Below are 15,520 nucleotides of genomic sequence, written 5' to 3'. Positions count from 1 at the left end.
TCGGAGGTTGAATGCCAGAGTACAAGGACATTGTCGCCATACTAGCGACTCTCGTAGCTTCATTCGTTGGTGCTTGGGTGGCGTTCTCCTTGGAAAGTCAGCGGCGCGATCGTGAAACTCGAGATCGCAACGTCGGGGCTGGTAGCCGGGCTCTGTACACGATATTCAATCTCTGGAACACGCTTGAGCAATACCGTAAAGAAGCCCTTGAGCCTTGCCGCGGTCGCGCCGACGCTTGGCTCAACCTCGCTGCACATCCAGCTCTTTCCGTGGGTGAGCACCGGTTCCAGGCGAGCGATCTTCAGTTTTTACTGCAGAGCGACCATGCACAGACGTATGCAGGTCTTTTTCTTGAGGAGCAGCGATTTGCGCTTGCGATTCAGTTAATTCGCATACGCTCAGAGCTTGTACTGAACGAAGTCTTTCCCAAGATGGCTGCTGCGGGCTTCCCTGTGGGAAGGAAAGTCGCACAGGACGATATTGAGCAAGTCCTTGGAATCGACCTCACTCACAAGCTCAAAGAGATAACAGCGTCCATCTACAAAAATGTTGATGAAGATCTTTTGTCACTGGTTGCACGGCATGACGAATTGCGCTCGGCGATCAAGAAGCTCTACCCTAACCAGAAGGTTATTCAGGTTGTGTTTTCCTTGCCGCAGACATAGCGCTTAACTGGGCGCGCTACCGGAGTAGCTGCGCCATATTCCTTTTACCACCTTTCATACCGGCTTTGTAGTTCCTTGCTGCCGTGCTCGGTTAACTTCATCGTTAACATCGGTGGGGCGAAAAGCTAGGCATTAGGCAGGGCGTTTTTTTTATGGGCGAAACCAGATGGCTTAGTCCACCAGCGCGATCAGCTGCTGTCGCATTTTCTGCAGGGCTTTTTGCTCGATCTGGCGAATTCGCTCGGCGGAAACGCCATACTCGGCGGCCAGCTCGTGCAGGGTGGCGCCGCTGTCATCGCTCAGCCAGCGTGATTCCACAATGTGGCGGCTGCGTGCGTCCAAGGTGTCCAGCGCCGCAATCAGGCCTTCGCCGTGCAGGTGGGCGATGGCTTGCTGCTCCAGCCGGGCGGTGGGTTCGTTGCGGGTATCGGCCAGGTAGGCAATCGGAGCCTGCTGGGCGTTGTCGTCATCCGCTTCGGTAGGCTCCAGCGAAATATCCTGACCGGACAGACGGGTGTCCATCTCCATCACGTCGGATGCCTTCACCCCCAGCTGCTCGGCGATATCCTGCGCCTCACGCTCGTTCAGGGCGCTGAAGCCGGATTTCATGCTGCGCAGGTTGAAGAACAGCTTGCGCTGGGATTTGGTGGTCGCCACCCGGACCAGACGCCAGTTCTTCAGGATGAACTCGTGAATCTCGGCCTTGATCCAGTGCACGGCAAAGGAGAACAGACGCACGCCCCGGCTGGGGTCAAAGCGCTTGACCGCCTTCATCAGGCCGATATTGCCTTCCTGGATCAGGTCGGCCTGCTGCAAGCCGTAACCGGCATAGCTGCGGGCGATGGACACCACCACCCGCAGGTGCGACAGCACCAGCTGGCGGGCAGCCTCCACATCGTTGTGGCGGTGCAGGCGCTCAGCCAGCGCCTGTTCCTCTTCCTGCGTCAGCAGGGGGAACTGGTTGACGCTGTGAATGTAGCTCTCCAGATTCCCCGTCGAAACGGTTAGCGGGATGACCGCAGTGGACGTCATGGATGTCTGCCTTTCTGCTTTCGGGTCTGACAAAATATTAGCACTCGGGCAATGAGAGTGCCAATCCTGTCAAAAGTTCAACCCCCGTAGGGGAACCTGGAGACAGGATGGCGACTGCAACAACAACGGTTTTGAATCAGGCGGCAAGGCTCAGGCAGCTTGCAGCTTCTCGTATTTGACCAGCAGCACTTCCCGGGTCTCGACGTTGTCCGGGTCGTGCGGAATACAGTCTACCGGGCAGACTTCCTGGCACTGCGGCGTATCGTAGTGCCCCACGCACTCGGTGCAGCGGTTCGGGTCGATCTCATAGATTTCCGGGCCCTGCGAAATGGCCTGATTCGGGCACTCCGGCTCACAGACATCGCAGTTGATGCATTCATCCGTGATCATTAAAGACATAGTAATTTCCTCAACTATTCAGTTCGATTCTGGCACGGCCTGCCGCGTCAATCAAGCGGGCTGGTCGGACCGTTGCAGCAAGGCATAGCTGACCCGTCCTGCCTTGCCTTGCCGCTGTATGGTCCATTCGGCAGGCAGCTCGGGCAAATGTTCACCTTCGATATACAGCCGCCCTTCCGGCTTCAGCCGCGCAGCCGCCAGGGGCAGCACAGCGGGCAGCAGGTTGGCGGCAAACGGAGGGTCCGCAAAAATCACATCAAACTGCTCGCTGGACTGGCGCAACCATTGCAGAGCATCACCCGGCACAATGTCGATCTGCTGTGCCTGCAGCAACTGGCGATTCTGCTTCAGTTGCCGTACCACGCTGTGGCTCAATTCCAGCGCCACCACCCGTGCAGCATGGCGGGATGCCGCCTCAAAAGACAATGCACCGCTGCCGGCAAACAAATCCAGGCAACTTTGTCCGTGCAGGTCTTGTCCCAGCCAGTTGAAAACGGTTTCCCGCACCCGGTCTGAAGTCGGGCGCAGGCCGTCACCGTCCGGAAAGCTGAGCAGGCGGCGGCGCCATTGCCCGCCGATGATGCGTACCTGATTGCGTAACATGCGATGTGCAGTCCGGGCGCGATGAAGTAGCGCGCCGGGGCCGGGCTCCCGTACAATACGTCATTTGCATGCCCGAACGGTCGGGCGGCAAATTGATCTAATAAAACAGGATATTATACCCCGATTGCGTGTCATCCGTTAAGCAGGATCAAACAGACGCCGGTCGCCACGTATCGGGACAGAAAGCCACGATGTTCAGTTTCTTCAAAAAAGACAAGCCCGCAGCCGATCCCGCCGTCAGCCAGCCTGAGGCCCCCGCGACCGAAGATGTCCCCAAACTGGGTTGGGCGGCCCGGCTGAAGCAGGGGCTGACCAAAACCCGTCAGCAATTCACCAAGCAGCTGGCGGGCCTGTTTGGTGGCGGCCAGATTGACGAAGACCTGTATGAAGAGCTGGAAACCGTCTTGCTGACCGCCGACATGGGCGTGGATGCCACCCAGACCCTGCTCAAGACCGTGCGTGACCGGGCGACTCTGCGTGAGTTGAAAGACCCGCGCGCGTTGAAGCAGGAGCTGCAGGAGGCGTTGACCGAGCTGGTGCTGCCGCTGGAGCGCCCGCTGGACATTTCGACCCACCATCCTTACGTGATCATGATGGTGGGGGTGAATGGTGCCGGCAAGACCACCTCGATCGGTAAGTTGACTCATTATTTCCAGTCCCAGGGCAAGTCGGTGCTGCTGGCCGCGGGTGATACCTTCCGCGCTGCAGCCCGCGAGCAGTTGATGGCTTGGGGCGAGCGCAATGGCGTCACGGTGATCGCGCAGGACGGTGGTGACCCGGCTGCGGTGGCGTTTGACGCCATCAATGCCGCCAAGGCGCGCAATATTGATGTGGTACTGGTGGATACCGCCGGGCGCTTGCCGACCCAGCTGCACCTGATGGAAGAGATCAAGAAGGTGAAGCGGGTGGTCACCAAGGCCGAAGGCAGCGCGCCGCATGAAGTGCTGCTGGTGCTGGATGCCAATACCGGGCAAAACGCGGTCGCGCAGGTCAAGGCGTTTGACGATGCGCTGGGGGTAACCGGCCTGATCCTGACCAAGCTGGATGGTACCGCCAAGGGCGGCGTGATTGCCGCGATTGCCCGTAGCCGCCCGGTGCCGTTGCGCTTTATCGGGGTTGGCGAGCAGCGCGACGACCTGCGCCCTTTTGTGGCCGCCGACTTTATCAACGCCCTGTTCGACGACGAGTAAGCCCATGTCGTTCATCAAGCTGAGCCAGGTCAACAAGCGCTATCCGGATGGTCATCAGGCACTGAGCAATGTCAGCTGCGAGGTGGCGGCGGGTGAAATGGTGTTCCTGACCGGCCATTCCGGGGCTGGCAAGAGTACCCTGCTCAAGCTGCTGGCCGCCATTGAGCGGCCCACTTCGGGTAGCGTGCTGGTAGGCGGGCAGAATCTGGCGGCGCTCAAGCCGTTCGCCATCCCTATCCTGCGGCGCAATCTGGGTCTGGTGTTTCAGGACCACAAGCTGTTGTTTGACCGTAGCGTGTTTGATAACGCCATGCTGCCCTTGTCCATCATTGGCTACCCGCCGAAAGAAGCCGCCAAGCGGGTGCGGGCCGCGCTGGACAAGGTGGGCCTGCTGAGCAAGGAAAAAGCGTTGCCGATTACCTTATCCGGCGGCGAGCAGCAGCGGCTGTGCATTGCGCGGGCGGTGGTCAACCGTCCCAGCATCCTGCTGGCCGATGAGCCGACCGGCAACCTGGATGCTCAGTACGCCGAAGACATCATGCAGCTGTTTACCACCTTCAATCAGGTCGGCACCACCGTGTTGATCTCTACCCATGACGAAGCGGTACTGTCCCGCTACGCCAACCGACGCCTGCACCTGGAGCAGGGGAGGCTGGTGGCATGAAGGCATGGTGGTGGGCACATCGCAAGGCGCTGTTCAGTGGCCTGCGCAATCTGCTGAGGCAACCGTTTGCCCTGCTGCTGACATTGAGCATGATCGGGGTAGCACTGGCCCTGCCGACGCTGCTGTGGGTCATGCTCAGCAATGGTGAGCGGGTAGTGGCCCGCTTGCCGGTGCAACCGCAGCTGACCCTGTTTCTCAAGCCGGAAGTCAGTGCGGATGCGGCCAGGCAGCTGCAGAAGCAGATTGAGGCCAGCGGCGGTGTCAAGGTGCAATGGATCGGACGCGATGCCGCGTTCAAGGATCTGATCGGCCGCGCCAACCTGGCTGAGCTGGGCGATGCCTTGCCGGACAATCCCTTGCCGGACGCACTGGTGTTGCAGTTTGCCGATCCAGCGGCACCGGCTCAGCAGCAGGCGCAGTGGGCGGCACGCCCGGAGGTGGCCGAGGTGGTGCATGATGCCGCCTGGGTGGAACGGCTGGTGGCGATTACCCAGCTGGGGCGCAGCCTGATCGGCTGGTTGAGTGCGCTGCTGGCGATCGGCCTGCTGGTGGTGATGGGCAATACCGTGCGGCTGCAGATCCTGTTACGGCGGGACGAGATTGAAGTCAGTCGCCTGATCGGTGCCACCCGCGCCTTTATCCGGCGGCCTTTCCTGTACTTTGCCGGGCTGCAAGGCATGCTGGGCGGTGCCACCGCCTGGGGAATTACCGCGCTGGCCACCTGGCAGCTGTCAGCGCCGGTGCTGCATCTGGCGCGCCTGTACGGTACCGAGCTGACCCTGGCCTACCTGCCGTGGTGGCAAGGGCTATTGCTGATGGCTGCAGCCGGGGTACTGGCCTGGCTGGGGGCCTGGGTGGCGGTGACCCGCCACCTGCTGCAACTGGACCATCGCTGAACCGAGGCGCCGCAATGTCGGCGCTTACTCGATGTTCTGCACCTGCTCGCGCATCTGTTCGACCAGCACTTTCATGTCCACCGAGGTCTGGGTCAGCTCCAGCGAAGCCGCCTTGGAGCCGAGGGTATTCGCCTCGCGCTGCAGTTCCTGCATCATGAAATCCAGCCGCTTGCCGACCACGCCACCTTGCTTGAGGATGCGGCGCACTTCGCTGCAGTGTGCGCCCAGGCGTGACAATTCTTCGTCCACATCAATCTTCTGCGCGAACAGCGCCAGCTCCTGCTGGATGCGCTGATCGTCCGCCTGGCCGAAGACTTCCTGCAGGCGCTCCACCAGCTTCTGTTGATAAGCCTGGACCAGCTGCGGCATCTTCGGGCGAGTGGCTTGTGCCAGCGCTTCGATGCCTTCCAGCCGTTCACGCAGCACGTCCGCCAGCTTGGCACCTTCCCGCTTACGAGAAGCGACAAAGTCCTGCAGCGCCTGCTGCATGGCTTGCTGCAAGGTACGGCTCAGCCGCTCGTTATCGACCTCGGTAGCGGCCATGACGCCGGGCCAGCGCAGGATATCGGAGACCGACAGGCCGCGCGCGCCCCCAGCCTGTGCCAGCACGCGTTGCTCGGCGGCCAGCAGGGCGCTCACCATGCGGTCGTTGACCTCCAGCGCGGCTTGGGCATCAGGTCGGGCGGTGAGGTTGATACGGCATTCCACCTTGCCCCGGCTGATGGCGCCGGACAGCGCTTCCCGCAACAGCGGCTCGAAGGCGCGCAGCTCTTCCGGCATGCGGAACACGGCATCGAGGAATCGGTTATTGACCGCCCGCAATTCCAGCGTCATCATGCCCAGATCGGTCTCTGCGGTCACGGACGCGTAACCCGTCATGCTGGCGATCATCATGCTTCCTTTCTGCTATACCGGAGTGTGTGGCTCCGGCTTTACAAGGGGTTGGCGAACTAAGACAATGCGACAGTCATGCCGGGAGTGGCGGAGCCCTCCTGTTTGCAGCTGCCATACCGTCCGGTAACCGGACCGGTCACCGAACACGAATCTGGTTAGAGGGCATGGGGCAACAAACCAATCAACCGCTGCCGCGCGGTTATCAGCTGCTGAATTATACCATCGTGAAGCCCCTCAGCTCGGGCGGCTTCAGTATTGTCTATCTGGCGCACGATGAGAGTGACCAGCCGGTCGCCATCAAGGAGTATCTGCCCAGCTCGCTGGTGCTGCGCACTTCGGGCGATGTGGTGGAACCCTCCAATGCCGATTACCTGCCCACCTTCCGCTATGGCCTGAAGTGCTTCTTTGAGGAAGGCAAGGCGCTGGCGGGTATTCAACACCCGAATGTGGTGCGCGTGCTCAATTTCTTCCGCGCCAACGAAACCGTCTACATGGTGATGAACTATGAGCGCGGCCGCACCCTGCAACGGGAAATCCAGCTGCGGCCCGGTCCGGTCAAGGAAAGCATGATCCGGCTGGTGTTTGGCCAGCTACTCAACGGGCTGCGCGACGTGCATTTGCACAAGCTGCTGCACCTCGATATCAAGCCCGCCAATATCTATATCCGGCAGGATGGTACGCCAGTACTACTGGATTTTGGCTCCGCCCGCCAGACGCTGACGGACAACAATCCACGGCTGTCGCCCATGTTCACCCCGGGTTTTGCGCCACCGGAGCAATACCGCGACCGAGATAACCTTGGGCCGTGGAGCGATGTCTATGCGGTGGGTGCCAGCATTTTTGCCTGTATGGCCAAGCACGCGCCTCAACCCGGTGACGCGCGGGTGATCGAGGATAAATACCGCCCGGTCAGCCAGAACAAGGTCTGGCGGGAAATGTACTCACCGCAGCTGCTGGAGCTGGTGGACTGGTGTTTGCAGCGGGATTTCATGGACCGGCCGCAGTCGGTCCTGCAATTACAAAAAGAATTGTTGCGCACGGATTATCAGGTGCCTCAGGTCAGCATGTTCAAGCGGGTCAAGGAATTCCTGCAGCGTGACTTGATCAGCCGCAAGGACTGAACAGGATGAAATTCTCGATTTATCAGGAAAGCCGCCGCGGCGGCCGCAAATACAATCAGGACCGCATGGGCTATAGCTACAGCCGCGACTCGCTGCTGCTGGTGGTGGCTGATGGCATGGGGGGGCACCTGCAGGGCGAAATCGCGGCGCAGATTGCGGTGGAGCTGATGGTCAACCGCTTTGAGGAGCAGGCCAAACCAGTGGTGCGTGAGCCTGCGGCCTTTTTGTACGAGACCATACACCAGGCGCACGACGCCATTCTGGGCTATGCCAGCAAGAACCAGCTGCTGGAAACGCCGCGCACCACGGTGGTGGCCTGTATCGTGCAGGACAATATGGCCTACTGGGCGCATGTGGGTGACTCACGGCTGTATTTTTTCCACAATAGCGAGCTGGTGGCGCTGACCCAGGACCACTCCCGGGTCAAACAACTGGTGCAGATGGGCAAGATTACCGAGCGTGAGGCGGAAACCCATCCGGACAAGAACAAGATCTACAACTGCCTGGGCAGCATGCTGCCGCCTGAGGTGGAGCTGGCGCCGCGTCGCCCTGTCGCCAATGGCGACACCATTCTGCTGTGTACCGATGGCGTGTGGGGCGCGCTGGATTCCCATGACATGGTGCAATACCTGACCCATTATCCGGTGCTGTACGCGCTGCCACAGTTGATGGACCGGGCTGAATTCAACGGCGGCAAGCACGCCGATAACCTGACCGCGCTGGGCATCACCTGGCTGGAGGAAGAGGATGGCACCATTGCCACCGCCACCTCCACCCTGAAGATGAACCCCGATGTGGTCACCACCCAGATGGATACCCTGCGGGTTTCGGATGATGTGAAGGCCAGCGGCGAGGTCAGCGATGACGACATCGAGCGCGCCATTGCTGAAATCCAGAACGCCATCCGCAAATTTGCCAAACCCTGATTGTTGAAAGCTGCCATGCGCCCATCGCAACGTGAACCGGGGCAGCTGCGCCCGGTACGTCTGACCCGTCATTACACCCGCCACGCCGAAGGCAGTGTGCTGGTGGAGTTTGGCGATACCCAGGTGATCTGCACCGCCAGTGTTGAGTCCGGTGTGCCCGGTTTCCTCAAGGGCAAAGGGCAGGGCTGGCTGACGGCAGAATACGGCATGCTGCCGCGCTCGACGGGTAGTCGCATGAAGCGCGAAGCCGCGCAAGGCAAGCAAAGCGGCCGTACCCAGGAGATCCAGCGTCTGATTGGCCGTAGCCTGCGCGCGGTGGTGGACCTGGGCGCACTGGGCGAGCGACAGGTGCTGGTCGACTGCGACGTGATCCAGGCCGATGGTGGCACCCGGACCGCCAGCATTACCGGTGCTTTTGTGGCGGTGCACGACGCCTTGTCCCTGCTGGTGCAGCGTGGCGAGCTGCCCGCCTTGCCGATTCGTGACCATGTGGCCGCGGTTTCGGTCGGTATCTGGCAGGGCTTGCCGGTGCTGGATCTGGATTACCCGGAAGATTCCGACTGCGAAACCGACATGAATGTGGTGATGACCGGCGCAGGGCGCTTCATTGAGGTGCAGGGCACCGCCGAAGGCGTGGCGTTTGACCGTACAGAAATGAATCAGATGCTGGACTTGGCCAGCGCAGGCATTGCTCGCCTGATTGAGCTGCAGAAAGCCGCGCTGGCAGGCTGAGCCCACCAAGCGCTGCGTCTTGCTTAGCTGCGGGCCGGGGCCAGCACCACGGCCTCACCTTCCAGCACCACCGTGTCGCCCACGCGGCAAGTGGTGCTCAGCGTCACTTTCTTCTTGGCCGGGTCCAGCGAGGTGACTTCCACTCGTGCCACCACGGTATCGCCCGGGCGTACCGGTGCGCGGAATTTCAGCGACTGACTCAGGTAAATGGTGCCCGGACCTGGCAGGCGGGTACCCAATACCGCAGACACCAGACCGGCTGACAGCATGCCGTGAGCAATGCGACCTTTGAACAGCGTGCCTTCTGCGTACTGCTGGTTCAGATGTGCCGGATTGGTATCACCGGTGACACCGGCAAACAGCACGATGTCTGCTTCAGTGACCGTACGGCCGATCTCGGCGGCGAGACCGATATTCAAATCTTCAAATGCATACGATTGCTGCATGACCGTTCCTTGCGATTCAGCGGGAAGCTGCATTTTGCGGTGCAGCATGACGGCTTGGCAAGGGGGCACCTTGCAGGAATTTGCATGTTACGTTAACGTAAACGTAAATATGTGATGCTGTAAATTATTCAAGCGCTTGCTTTGTGAATTAAAATGCGCTAAAACAGCAAACTATGACGGCTGCTCAAACGTTTGTTTAAAACGGCAGGGCAGAATGCTTACCGGCAGGCGGCAAGCCTGCTAGACTTGATGGATTAACGTCGTCATGCCGCAGTGCGGCATGACAGTGCGCAGCGGCGGGGTGAGAGCCCGGTCGCCCATGAACGGGGCAGTAGACTGCCCAGCTGATACATCTCTGGAGGCGTATGAAGGTCCTGGTCGCAGTCAAGCGCGTTGTGGATTACAACGTCAAGGTGCGGGTCAAGGCAGATGGCAGCGGCGTGGATATCGCCAACGTCAAGATGTCGATGAACCCCTTTGATGAAATCGCGGTGGAAGAGGCGGTACGCCTGAAAGAAGCCGGCAAGGTCACGGAAATCGTTGCCGTCTCGCTGGGCGTGAGCCAGTGCCAGGAAACCCTGCGCACCGCGCTGGCCATGGGGGCAGACCGTGCGGTGCTGGTGGAAACGGCAGCCGAACTGCAACCGCTGGCCGTGGCCAAGCTGCTGAAAGCCATTGTCGACAAGGAACAACCGCAACTGGTGATCCTCGGCAAGCAAGCGATTGATGACGATGCCAACCAGACTGGCCAGATGCTGGCAGCGCTGAGTGGCATGCCGCAAGGCACGTTTGCCTCCAAGGTGGATCTGCAGACGGGTACCGTAGCGGTGACCCGCGAAGTGGATGGCGGTCTGGAAACCGTGGACCTCAAGCTGCCTGCGGTGGTGACCACCGACCTGCGCTTGAACGAGCCGCGCTACGTCAAGCTGCCGAACATCATGGCCGCCAAGAAGAAGCCGCTGGAAACCCTGAGCCCGGAAGCGCTGGGTGTGGATGTCACCCCGCGCCTGACCACCGTGAAGGTGGCCGAGCCGGCTGCGCGCAGCGCAGGCAAGAAGGTGGCCAGCGTGGCTGAGCTGGTGGAAAAACTGCGTAACGAAGCGAAGGTGCTGTGATGAGCGTCCTGGTTATTGCTGAACACGACAACACGCAGCTGAAGGCTGCCACCCTGAATACCCTGAGCGCAGCCCAGAAGCTGGGTGGCGACATCCATCTGCTGGTCGCAGGCCACCAATGTGGCGCTGTGGCGGAAGCCGCTGCCAAAGTGGCTGGCGTCGCCAAGGTGCTGGTGGCCGATGCGGCCCATCTGGGGCATCAACTGGCCGAAAACATCGGTAGCTTGGTGGCGGAACTGGCCAAGGGCTATGGTGCCGTGCTGGCTCCGGCGACCACCAGTGGCAAGAACTATCTGCCGCGCGCGGCCGCCCTGCTGGATGTGGCGATGATTTCCGAAGTGGTGGGCGTGGAGTCGGCGGATACCTTCGTGCGCCCGATCTATGCCGGTAATGTGCTGGCTACGGTCAAATCGTCCGACAGCATCAAGGTCATGACGGTGCGGACCACTGCGTTTGATCCGGTCGCCGCCAGCGGTGGTGCGGCTGCGGTGGAAAGCGTTACAACCGGTGCGGACAGCAGCCTGTCCCGCTTTGTCGGCGCGGAAATGACCAAGTCCGAGCGTCCGGAGCTGACCTCGGCCAAGATCATTGTGTCCGGTGGTCGTGGCCTAGGCTCGGAAGAGAACTTTCAGAAGGTGCTGGTGCCGCTGGCCGACAAGCTGGGTGCAGCAGTGGGGGCCTCCCGTGCTGCTGTGGACGCGGGCTATGCGCCGAACGACTATCAGGTGGGTCAGACCGGCAAGGTGGTGGCACCGCAGCTGTACGTGGCGGTGGGCATCTCGGGTGCGATTCAGCATCTGGCCGGGATGAAGGACAGCAAGGTGATCGTCGCCATCAACAAGGACGAAGAAGCCCCGATCTTCCAGGTGGCGGATTACGGCCTGGTGGGTGACCTGTTCACGGTACTGCCGGAACTGCAAGCCGAGCTGGCCAAGTAAGGCCCGGTTGGTTGGTTACCCGTAGTTGGGTGACCTGCGTTACATCGCCCCTGTCTGCAGCATGACTGCCGGGCAGGGGCGTGTTGTTTGTACGTTGGCAAGTTCGCAATTTGCCGATTGATCCTCCATGATTCAAGCGGGTCAGCGCACCCAAATAAAGCAAGCGCTTGACCATTACTTACTGCGGAGCCACGCCATGACTGCCTTTGCCACGCCTGTGCGCGACATGCTGTTTGCCCTGAAATCCCTGACCGACTTTGATCAGGTCGCCCGCCTGCCCGGTTATGAAGAGGCCACGGCAGAGCTGGCCGATGCCGTGTTTGAAGAAGCGGGCAAATTTGCCAACGGCGTGCTGGCCCCCTTGAATCAGCCGGGTGATGTACAAGGCGCGCAGTGGTCGGACTATCAGGTGAAAGCGGCGGACGGTTTTGCCGAAGCCTACCGGCAGTTTGTTGAGGCGGGCTGGAACAGCCTGGGAGGGGATACAGCATTTGGTGGACAAGGCCTGCCTGCCGCCATTTCAGTGGCCGTGAACGAGATGTGGTGCGCGGCCAATCTGTCCTACAGCCTGCTACCGTTGCTGACGCAAGGGGCCATCGAGTCCCTGCACCATCATGCGTCGGATGCGCTGAAAGCGACCTACCTGCACAAGATGGTGGAGGGGGTCTGGACCGGCACCATGAACCTCACCGAGCCGCAGGCGGGTTCCGACCTGAGTCAGGTGCGCAGCAAGGCGGTGCCGGAAGGTGAGCACTACCGCATCAGCGGGCAGAAGATTTTCATCACCTGGGGTGAGCACGACTGCGCTGAAAACATCATTCATCTGGTGTTGGCGCGCTTGCCGGATGCGCCGGCCGGGGTGAAGGGAATTTCCCTGTTCGTGGTGCCCAAGTATCTGGTAGGTGCGGATGGTGCACTGGGTGCGCGTAATGATGTGCGCTGTGTGTCGATTGAGCACAAGCTGGGCATCCACGCCAGCCCGACCTGTGTGATGCAGTTTGGCGAGCAGGGCGGAGCGATTGGCTATCTGGTGGGCGAGCCGAACCGTGGCCTAGAATACATGTTTACCATGATGAACCACGCACGGCTTGGTGTGGGCGTGGAGGGGGTGGCGATTGCCGAGCGCGCCTATCAGCAGGCGGTCTGGTACGCGCGAGACCGCGTGCAGAGCCGTGAGCTGGGCGGCAGCAACCCGGCGCCGGTAGCGATCATCCGTCACCCGGATATTCGCCGCATGCTGATGTCGATGCGCTCGCAGATCGAAGCCATGCGCGCCTTGTCCTACGTGGCGGCAGTGGCGCTGGACATGGCTGCCGTGCACCCTGACGCGGCGGCACAGAAGCAGCAACAGGCGCTGGTGGACTTCCTGATCCCGATTGTGAAGGCATGGAGTACCGAGCAGGCACAGGAAATCACTTATCTCGGCGTGCAGATCCACGGTGGCATGGGCTTCATTGAAGAAACCGGCGCGGCACAGTTCATGCGCGATGCGCGGATTACAACCATCTACGAAGGCACCACCGGCATTCAGGCGCTGGACCTGATTGGCCGCAAGCTGGCACGAGATGGCGGCGCGACCGCCAGGGCGGTATTGGCGATGGCCGCTGCCGATGCGGAAAAAGCGCGTACCTGCGGGGAAACCGGCGCCCGCGTTGCCGACGCCCTGCAAGCGGCACTCAAACTGGCACAGCAGAGCAGCGACTGGATGGTTGCCCAGTTCAGTGGCCAGCCGCGCGCGGCTGCCGCGGGTGCCGTGCCGTATCTGAAACTGATGGGGACGGTGCTGGGCGGCATGATGATGGCGCGCCAGGTGGTGGCGGCCACCCTGCAGCGCGACAGCGACCCGGCCTGGTTTGATGCCAAGCTGGCCACCGCCCGCTTCTACGCCGAGCACAGCCTGCCGCTGGTCAGCGGCTTGCATGTGCAAGTCACCGGCGGTGCCGATAGTGTGCTGCTGATGGATGATGCCCAGTTCTGACAGGACGCTGTGATCCCCCATGACAAAACGCCCGCAAGGGCGTTTTGTCATGGGGCGGGCGGTAATTGCTGCTGAAAGAACAGGGTGACGTCGTTGTTGATCCGGCGGTGGATGGCGGCGCGGTCAATGCCCGGCGCATCACTGCATATCTCCGCCAGTTCGGCGAGCAGGTTTGAGGGGCAGGGGGCGATGAAAACGAAGTGTCCCGCCTCGATGCGGTGGTCGCCACGAATATTGGGCAGCAGCTTGCGCAGGCGCTCCACACTGAACGGCTCGCGGATCAGGTGATCCTGGGTGGCCTGATAGAGCAGGACCGGTTGCTGCAACTGGCGCAGACGCTCATCGCTCAGCATGAAGACCCCCGCCGGGGCCATCAGCACCAGGGCTTTCAGGCGCGGGTCCGCCACCACCGGCAACACTGGCTCTACCGGCTGGATAAATCCTCGCTCACGATAGGCCTTGCAGGTTAGCGGGTCATCGCGCTGACTGCTGCAGTACGCGTCATAGCGGGCTTGCTGCACATCGCCTGCCGCACTGGCCAGCACGGTGTAGCCGCCTGCCGAGAAGCCGATGGCGCCGATGCGCTGCGGATCAACTCGGCTGGACAAGGCCGGGTCCGCTAGCACATGGTCCAGAACCCGCTGCAATTCACGCGGACGATCGTGTGATTGCAGGGTGGTGCCCAGCGCTTGCTGGTTCTCGTGATTGTCAAACGGATGGGTGAAGGTCACCACCACAAACCCGGCGCGAGCCAAGTGGTCCGCCAGATCACGGTGTGCCAGGCTGTTGCCGCCATTGCCATGCGAGATCAACAGCAAAGGGCGGCGGCCCTCAAGTGGCCGACCGTTGACAGCAACCTGCAGGCTGAAGCTGCCCACCCGCAATGTCTGCTCCGGGCTGTCGCTGGGATACCACATCTGGGCCGCAATCCGGCTTTGCCGTACCGGGTCCTGGACTTCAAAGCGTTGCAGGCCGATGGCCTGGCTCAATACGGGTAGCATCAGGCAAACACCAAGCAGGTGTAGAAATAATCGGGGCATGATGAGGCGCTCACAGGTCGACAGGCAGCAGCATATCCATCCGCAGCTGCTGGAGTTGAATGATCTGGTCCGAGGGGTAGTACTCCAGCTCGGGGCGGGCCGCCAGCTGTTGCCCGGACTGCGGCAGCCACACCGCATGCAGGTAATTGACGCTGTGCTGGATGCTGGCGACACTGCCCTGGTGCTGGAAGCGGGCATAGCGGCCAGCCGGTATCCGGCGCGCCTGCCAGCCTTCCGGAACGGGGCTGCCCTCAGGCCATGCAATGGCAGCCAGATAGCGCAGCTGGCGCTGGTCCGGGCTGATATCCAGCACCCCCCAGGCGGCAGACTGCTGTACTTGCGGGTGGGTGCGGAGCTTGCGCCACAGATCGGGGATCAGCTGGGCTGACTCATGGCCATACAACTGCAGGCCGAGTCCCGCGACGTGCCGCTCGGGAAGGGTTTGCCATTCCGGTGTCAGTGTGATGCCCTCAAAGCGGTGCAGCAGGTATTCCGGGGTGAGGCGGGGCCGCGGGAAGCTGGCGGGCAGCTGCTCGGCACGTCGATACTGGGTGGGAGAGCAATGAAACTCGCGGCGGAAAGCGCGGGTAAAAACCTCATGCGAGTCAAAGCCGCAGGCCAGGGCAATGTCCAGTACCGTTTGCTGACTGTACCGTAACTGTTCGCTTGCTTGCGCCAGACGGCGACGGCGCACATAGTCCATCAGGGATTCACCCACCACCGCCCGGAACAGGCGGTGCAGCTGCCAGACGGACAGCTGGGCGAATGCGGCCAGATCCTCCGCCTGCAAGGATTGGCCCAGTTCTGCTTCGATGTGGTCAACTACGCGGTTGACTTGCTGCAGGCTCAGCTCAAGGGATGTACGCATGCCCGGATTGTAC

Annotated in this window: 17 protein-coding genes; 10 read left to right on the top strand and 7 right to left on the bottom strand. The window is 61.3% G+C overall.

Going from position 1 to position 15,520, the window contains the following annotated elements; all coding sequences use genetic code 11:
- Window positions 1–11 precede the first annotated feature (11 nt).
- Window positions 12–665, top strand: coding sequence for a hypothetical protein (locus tag ACE3O2_RS09510; RefSeq protein ID WP_374336923.1), 654 nt, complete (start codon window positions 12–14; stop codon window positions 663–665).
- Window positions 666–836: 171 nt separating this feature from the next.
- On the opposite strand, the gene rpoH is transcribed toward ACE3O2_RS09510, so the two are convergent.
- From rpoH to rsmD, 3 genes are all read right to left on the bottom strand, one after another.
- Complete coding sequence (gene rpoH / locus ACE3O2_RS09505; protein WP_168877813.1) at window positions 837–1,697, bottom strand: RNA polymerase sigma factor RpoH; 861 nt, start codon at window positions 1,695–1,697, stop codon at window positions 837–839.
- A 150-nt stretch (window positions 1,698–1,847) separates the two neighbouring features.
- Window positions 1,848–2,096 carry a YfhL family 4Fe-4S dicluster ferredoxin gene (locus ACE3O2_RS09500; protein WP_168877812.1) on the bottom strand — a complete coding sequence of 83 codons (249 nt, stop codon included), beginning with the start codon at window positions 2,094–2,096 and terminating at the stop codon, window positions 1,848–1,850.
- 51 nt (window positions 2,097–2,147) lie between these two features.
- Window positions 2,148–2,699 carry a 16S rRNA (guanine(966)-N(2))-methyltransferase RsmD gene (rsmD, locus tag ACE3O2_RS09495; RefSeq protein WP_374336920.1) on the bottom strand — a complete coding sequence of 184 codons (552 nt, stop codon included), beginning with the start codon at window positions 2,697–2,699 and terminating at the stop codon, window positions 2,148–2,150.
- Window positions 2,700–2,809: 110 nt separating this feature from the next.
- On the opposite strand from rsmD, the gene ftsY reads away from it, so the two are divergent.
- Genes ftsY through ftsX form a run of 3 tightly spaced genes read left to right on the top strand, consistent with a single transcriptional unit; the run spans window position 2,810 to window position 5,449 of the window.
- On the top strand, window positions 2,810–3,889 hold the full coding sequence (gene ftsY / locus ACE3O2_RS09490) for a signal recognition particle-docking protein FtsY (protein ID WP_374337419.1): 1,080 nt from the start codon (window positions 2,810–2,812) through the stop codon (window positions 3,887–3,889).
- 4 nt (window positions 3,890–3,893) lie between these two features.
- Window positions 3,894–4,553, top strand: coding sequence for a cell division ATP-binding protein FtsE (ftsE, locus tag ACE3O2_RS09485; protein ID WP_374336918.1), 660 nt, complete (start codon window positions 3,894–3,896; stop codon window positions 4,551–4,553).
- Entirely contained in the window at window positions 4,550–5,449 is a 900-nt protein-coding gene (gene ftsX / locus ACE3O2_RS09480; RefSeq protein ID WP_374336916.1) for a permease-like cell division protein FtsX, read from the top strand. The genes ftsE and ftsX overlap by 4 nt, the downstream gene beginning before the upstream one ends.
- Before the next feature lie 24 nt (window positions 5,450–5,473).
- Here ftsX and ACE3O2_RS09475 read toward each other — a convergent pair whose 3' ends face one another.
- On the bottom strand, window positions 5,474–6,343 hold the full coding sequence (locus ACE3O2_RS09475; RefSeq protein WP_308418739.1) for a YicC/YloC family endoribonuclease: 870 nt from the start codon (window positions 6,341–6,343) through the stop codon (window positions 5,474–5,476).
- A gap of 164 nt (window positions 6,344–6,507) precedes the next feature.
- On the opposite strand from ACE3O2_RS09475, the gene ACE3O2_RS09470 reads away from it, so the two are divergent.
- From ACE3O2_RS09470 to rph, 3 genes are read left to right on the top strand one after another with little or no spacing between them, the layout of a single operon-like run.
- Complete coding sequence (locus ACE3O2_RS09470) at window positions 6,508–7,464, top strand: serine/threonine-protein kinase (protein ID WP_168877807.1); 957 nt, start codon at window positions 6,508–6,510, stop codon at window positions 7,462–7,464.
- Between the two features lie 5 nt (window positions 7,465–7,469).
- Window positions 7,470–8,390 carry a PP2C family serine/threonine-protein phosphatase gene (locus ACE3O2_RS09465; protein ID WP_374336913.1) on the top strand — a complete coding sequence of 307 codons (921 nt, stop codon included), beginning with the start codon at window positions 7,470–7,472 and terminating at the stop codon, window positions 8,388–8,390.
- Between the two features lie 15 nt (window positions 8,391–8,405).
- Complete coding sequence (rph, locus tag ACE3O2_RS09460) at window positions 8,406–9,122, top strand: ribonuclease PH (protein ID WP_374336911.1); 717 nt, start codon at window positions 8,406–8,408, stop codon at window positions 9,120–9,122.
- A 23-nt stretch (window positions 9,123–9,145) separates the two neighbouring features.
- On the opposite strand, the gene ACE3O2_RS09455 is transcribed toward rph, so the two are convergent.
- Window positions 9,146–9,568: a MaoC family dehydratase gene (locus ACE3O2_RS09455; protein ID WP_374336910.1), complete on the bottom strand. Its 423-nt coding sequence runs from the start codon at window positions 9,566–9,568 to the stop codon at window positions 9,146–9,148.
- Between the two features lie 365 nt (window positions 9,569–9,933).
- Here ACE3O2_RS09455 and ACE3O2_RS09450 point away from each other — a divergent pair, with 365 nt between their 5' ends.
- The 3 genes from ACE3O2_RS09450 to ACE3O2_RS09440 all read left to right on the top strand — a co-directional run bounded on the left by ACE3O2_RS09450 (window position 9,934) and on the right by ACE3O2_RS09440 (window position 13,599).
- Window positions 9,934–10,683, top strand: coding sequence for an electron transfer flavoprotein subunit beta/FixA family protein (locus ACE3O2_RS09450; protein ID WP_374336908.1), 750 nt, complete (start codon window positions 9,934–9,936; stop codon window positions 10,681–10,683).
- Complete coding sequence (locus ACE3O2_RS09445) at window positions 10,683–11,621, top strand: electron transfer flavoprotein subunit alpha/FixB family protein (protein ID WP_374336906.1); 939 nt, start codon at window positions 10,683–10,685, stop codon at window positions 11,619–11,621. Before ACE3O2_RS09450 ends, ACE3O2_RS09445 begins: the two co-directional genes overlap by 1 nt.
- 196 nt (window positions 11,622–11,817) lie before the next feature.
- Window positions 11,818–13,599, top strand: a complete 1,782-nt coding sequence (locus ACE3O2_RS09440; protein WP_374336905.1) for an acyl-CoA dehydrogenase — start codon at window positions 11,818–11,820, stop codon at window positions 13,597–13,599.
- A gap of 47 nt (window positions 13,600–13,646) precedes the next feature.
- On the opposite strand, the gene ACE3O2_RS09435 is transcribed toward ACE3O2_RS09440, so the two are convergent.
- Both ACE3O2_RS09435 and ACE3O2_RS09430 read right to left on the bottom strand, forming a co-directional pair.
- A complete protein-coding gene (locus tag ACE3O2_RS09435; protein WP_374336903.1) occupies window positions 13,647–14,600 on the bottom strand; it encodes an alpha/beta hydrolase family protein in 954 nt (317 codons plus the stop codon).
- A 49-nt stretch (window positions 14,601–14,649) separates the two neighbouring features.
- Window positions 14,650–15,507 carry a GyrI-like domain-containing protein gene (locus ACE3O2_RS09430; RefSeq protein WP_374336901.1) on the bottom strand — a complete coding sequence of 286 codons (858 nt, stop codon included), beginning with the start codon at window positions 15,505–15,507 and terminating at the stop codon, window positions 14,650–14,652.
- Between the last annotated feature and the right edge of the window lie 13 nt (window positions 15,508–15,520).

Origin of the sequence: Leeia sp., from assembly GCF_041909055.1 — a bacterium.
Classification (GTDB): Bacteria; Pseudomonadota; Gammaproteobacteria; order Burkholderiales; family Leeiaceae; genus Leeia; species Leeia aquatica.
Note: the sequence above shows the minus strand (reverse complement) of the source record. Positions and strands in the feature narration are given on the sequence as shown.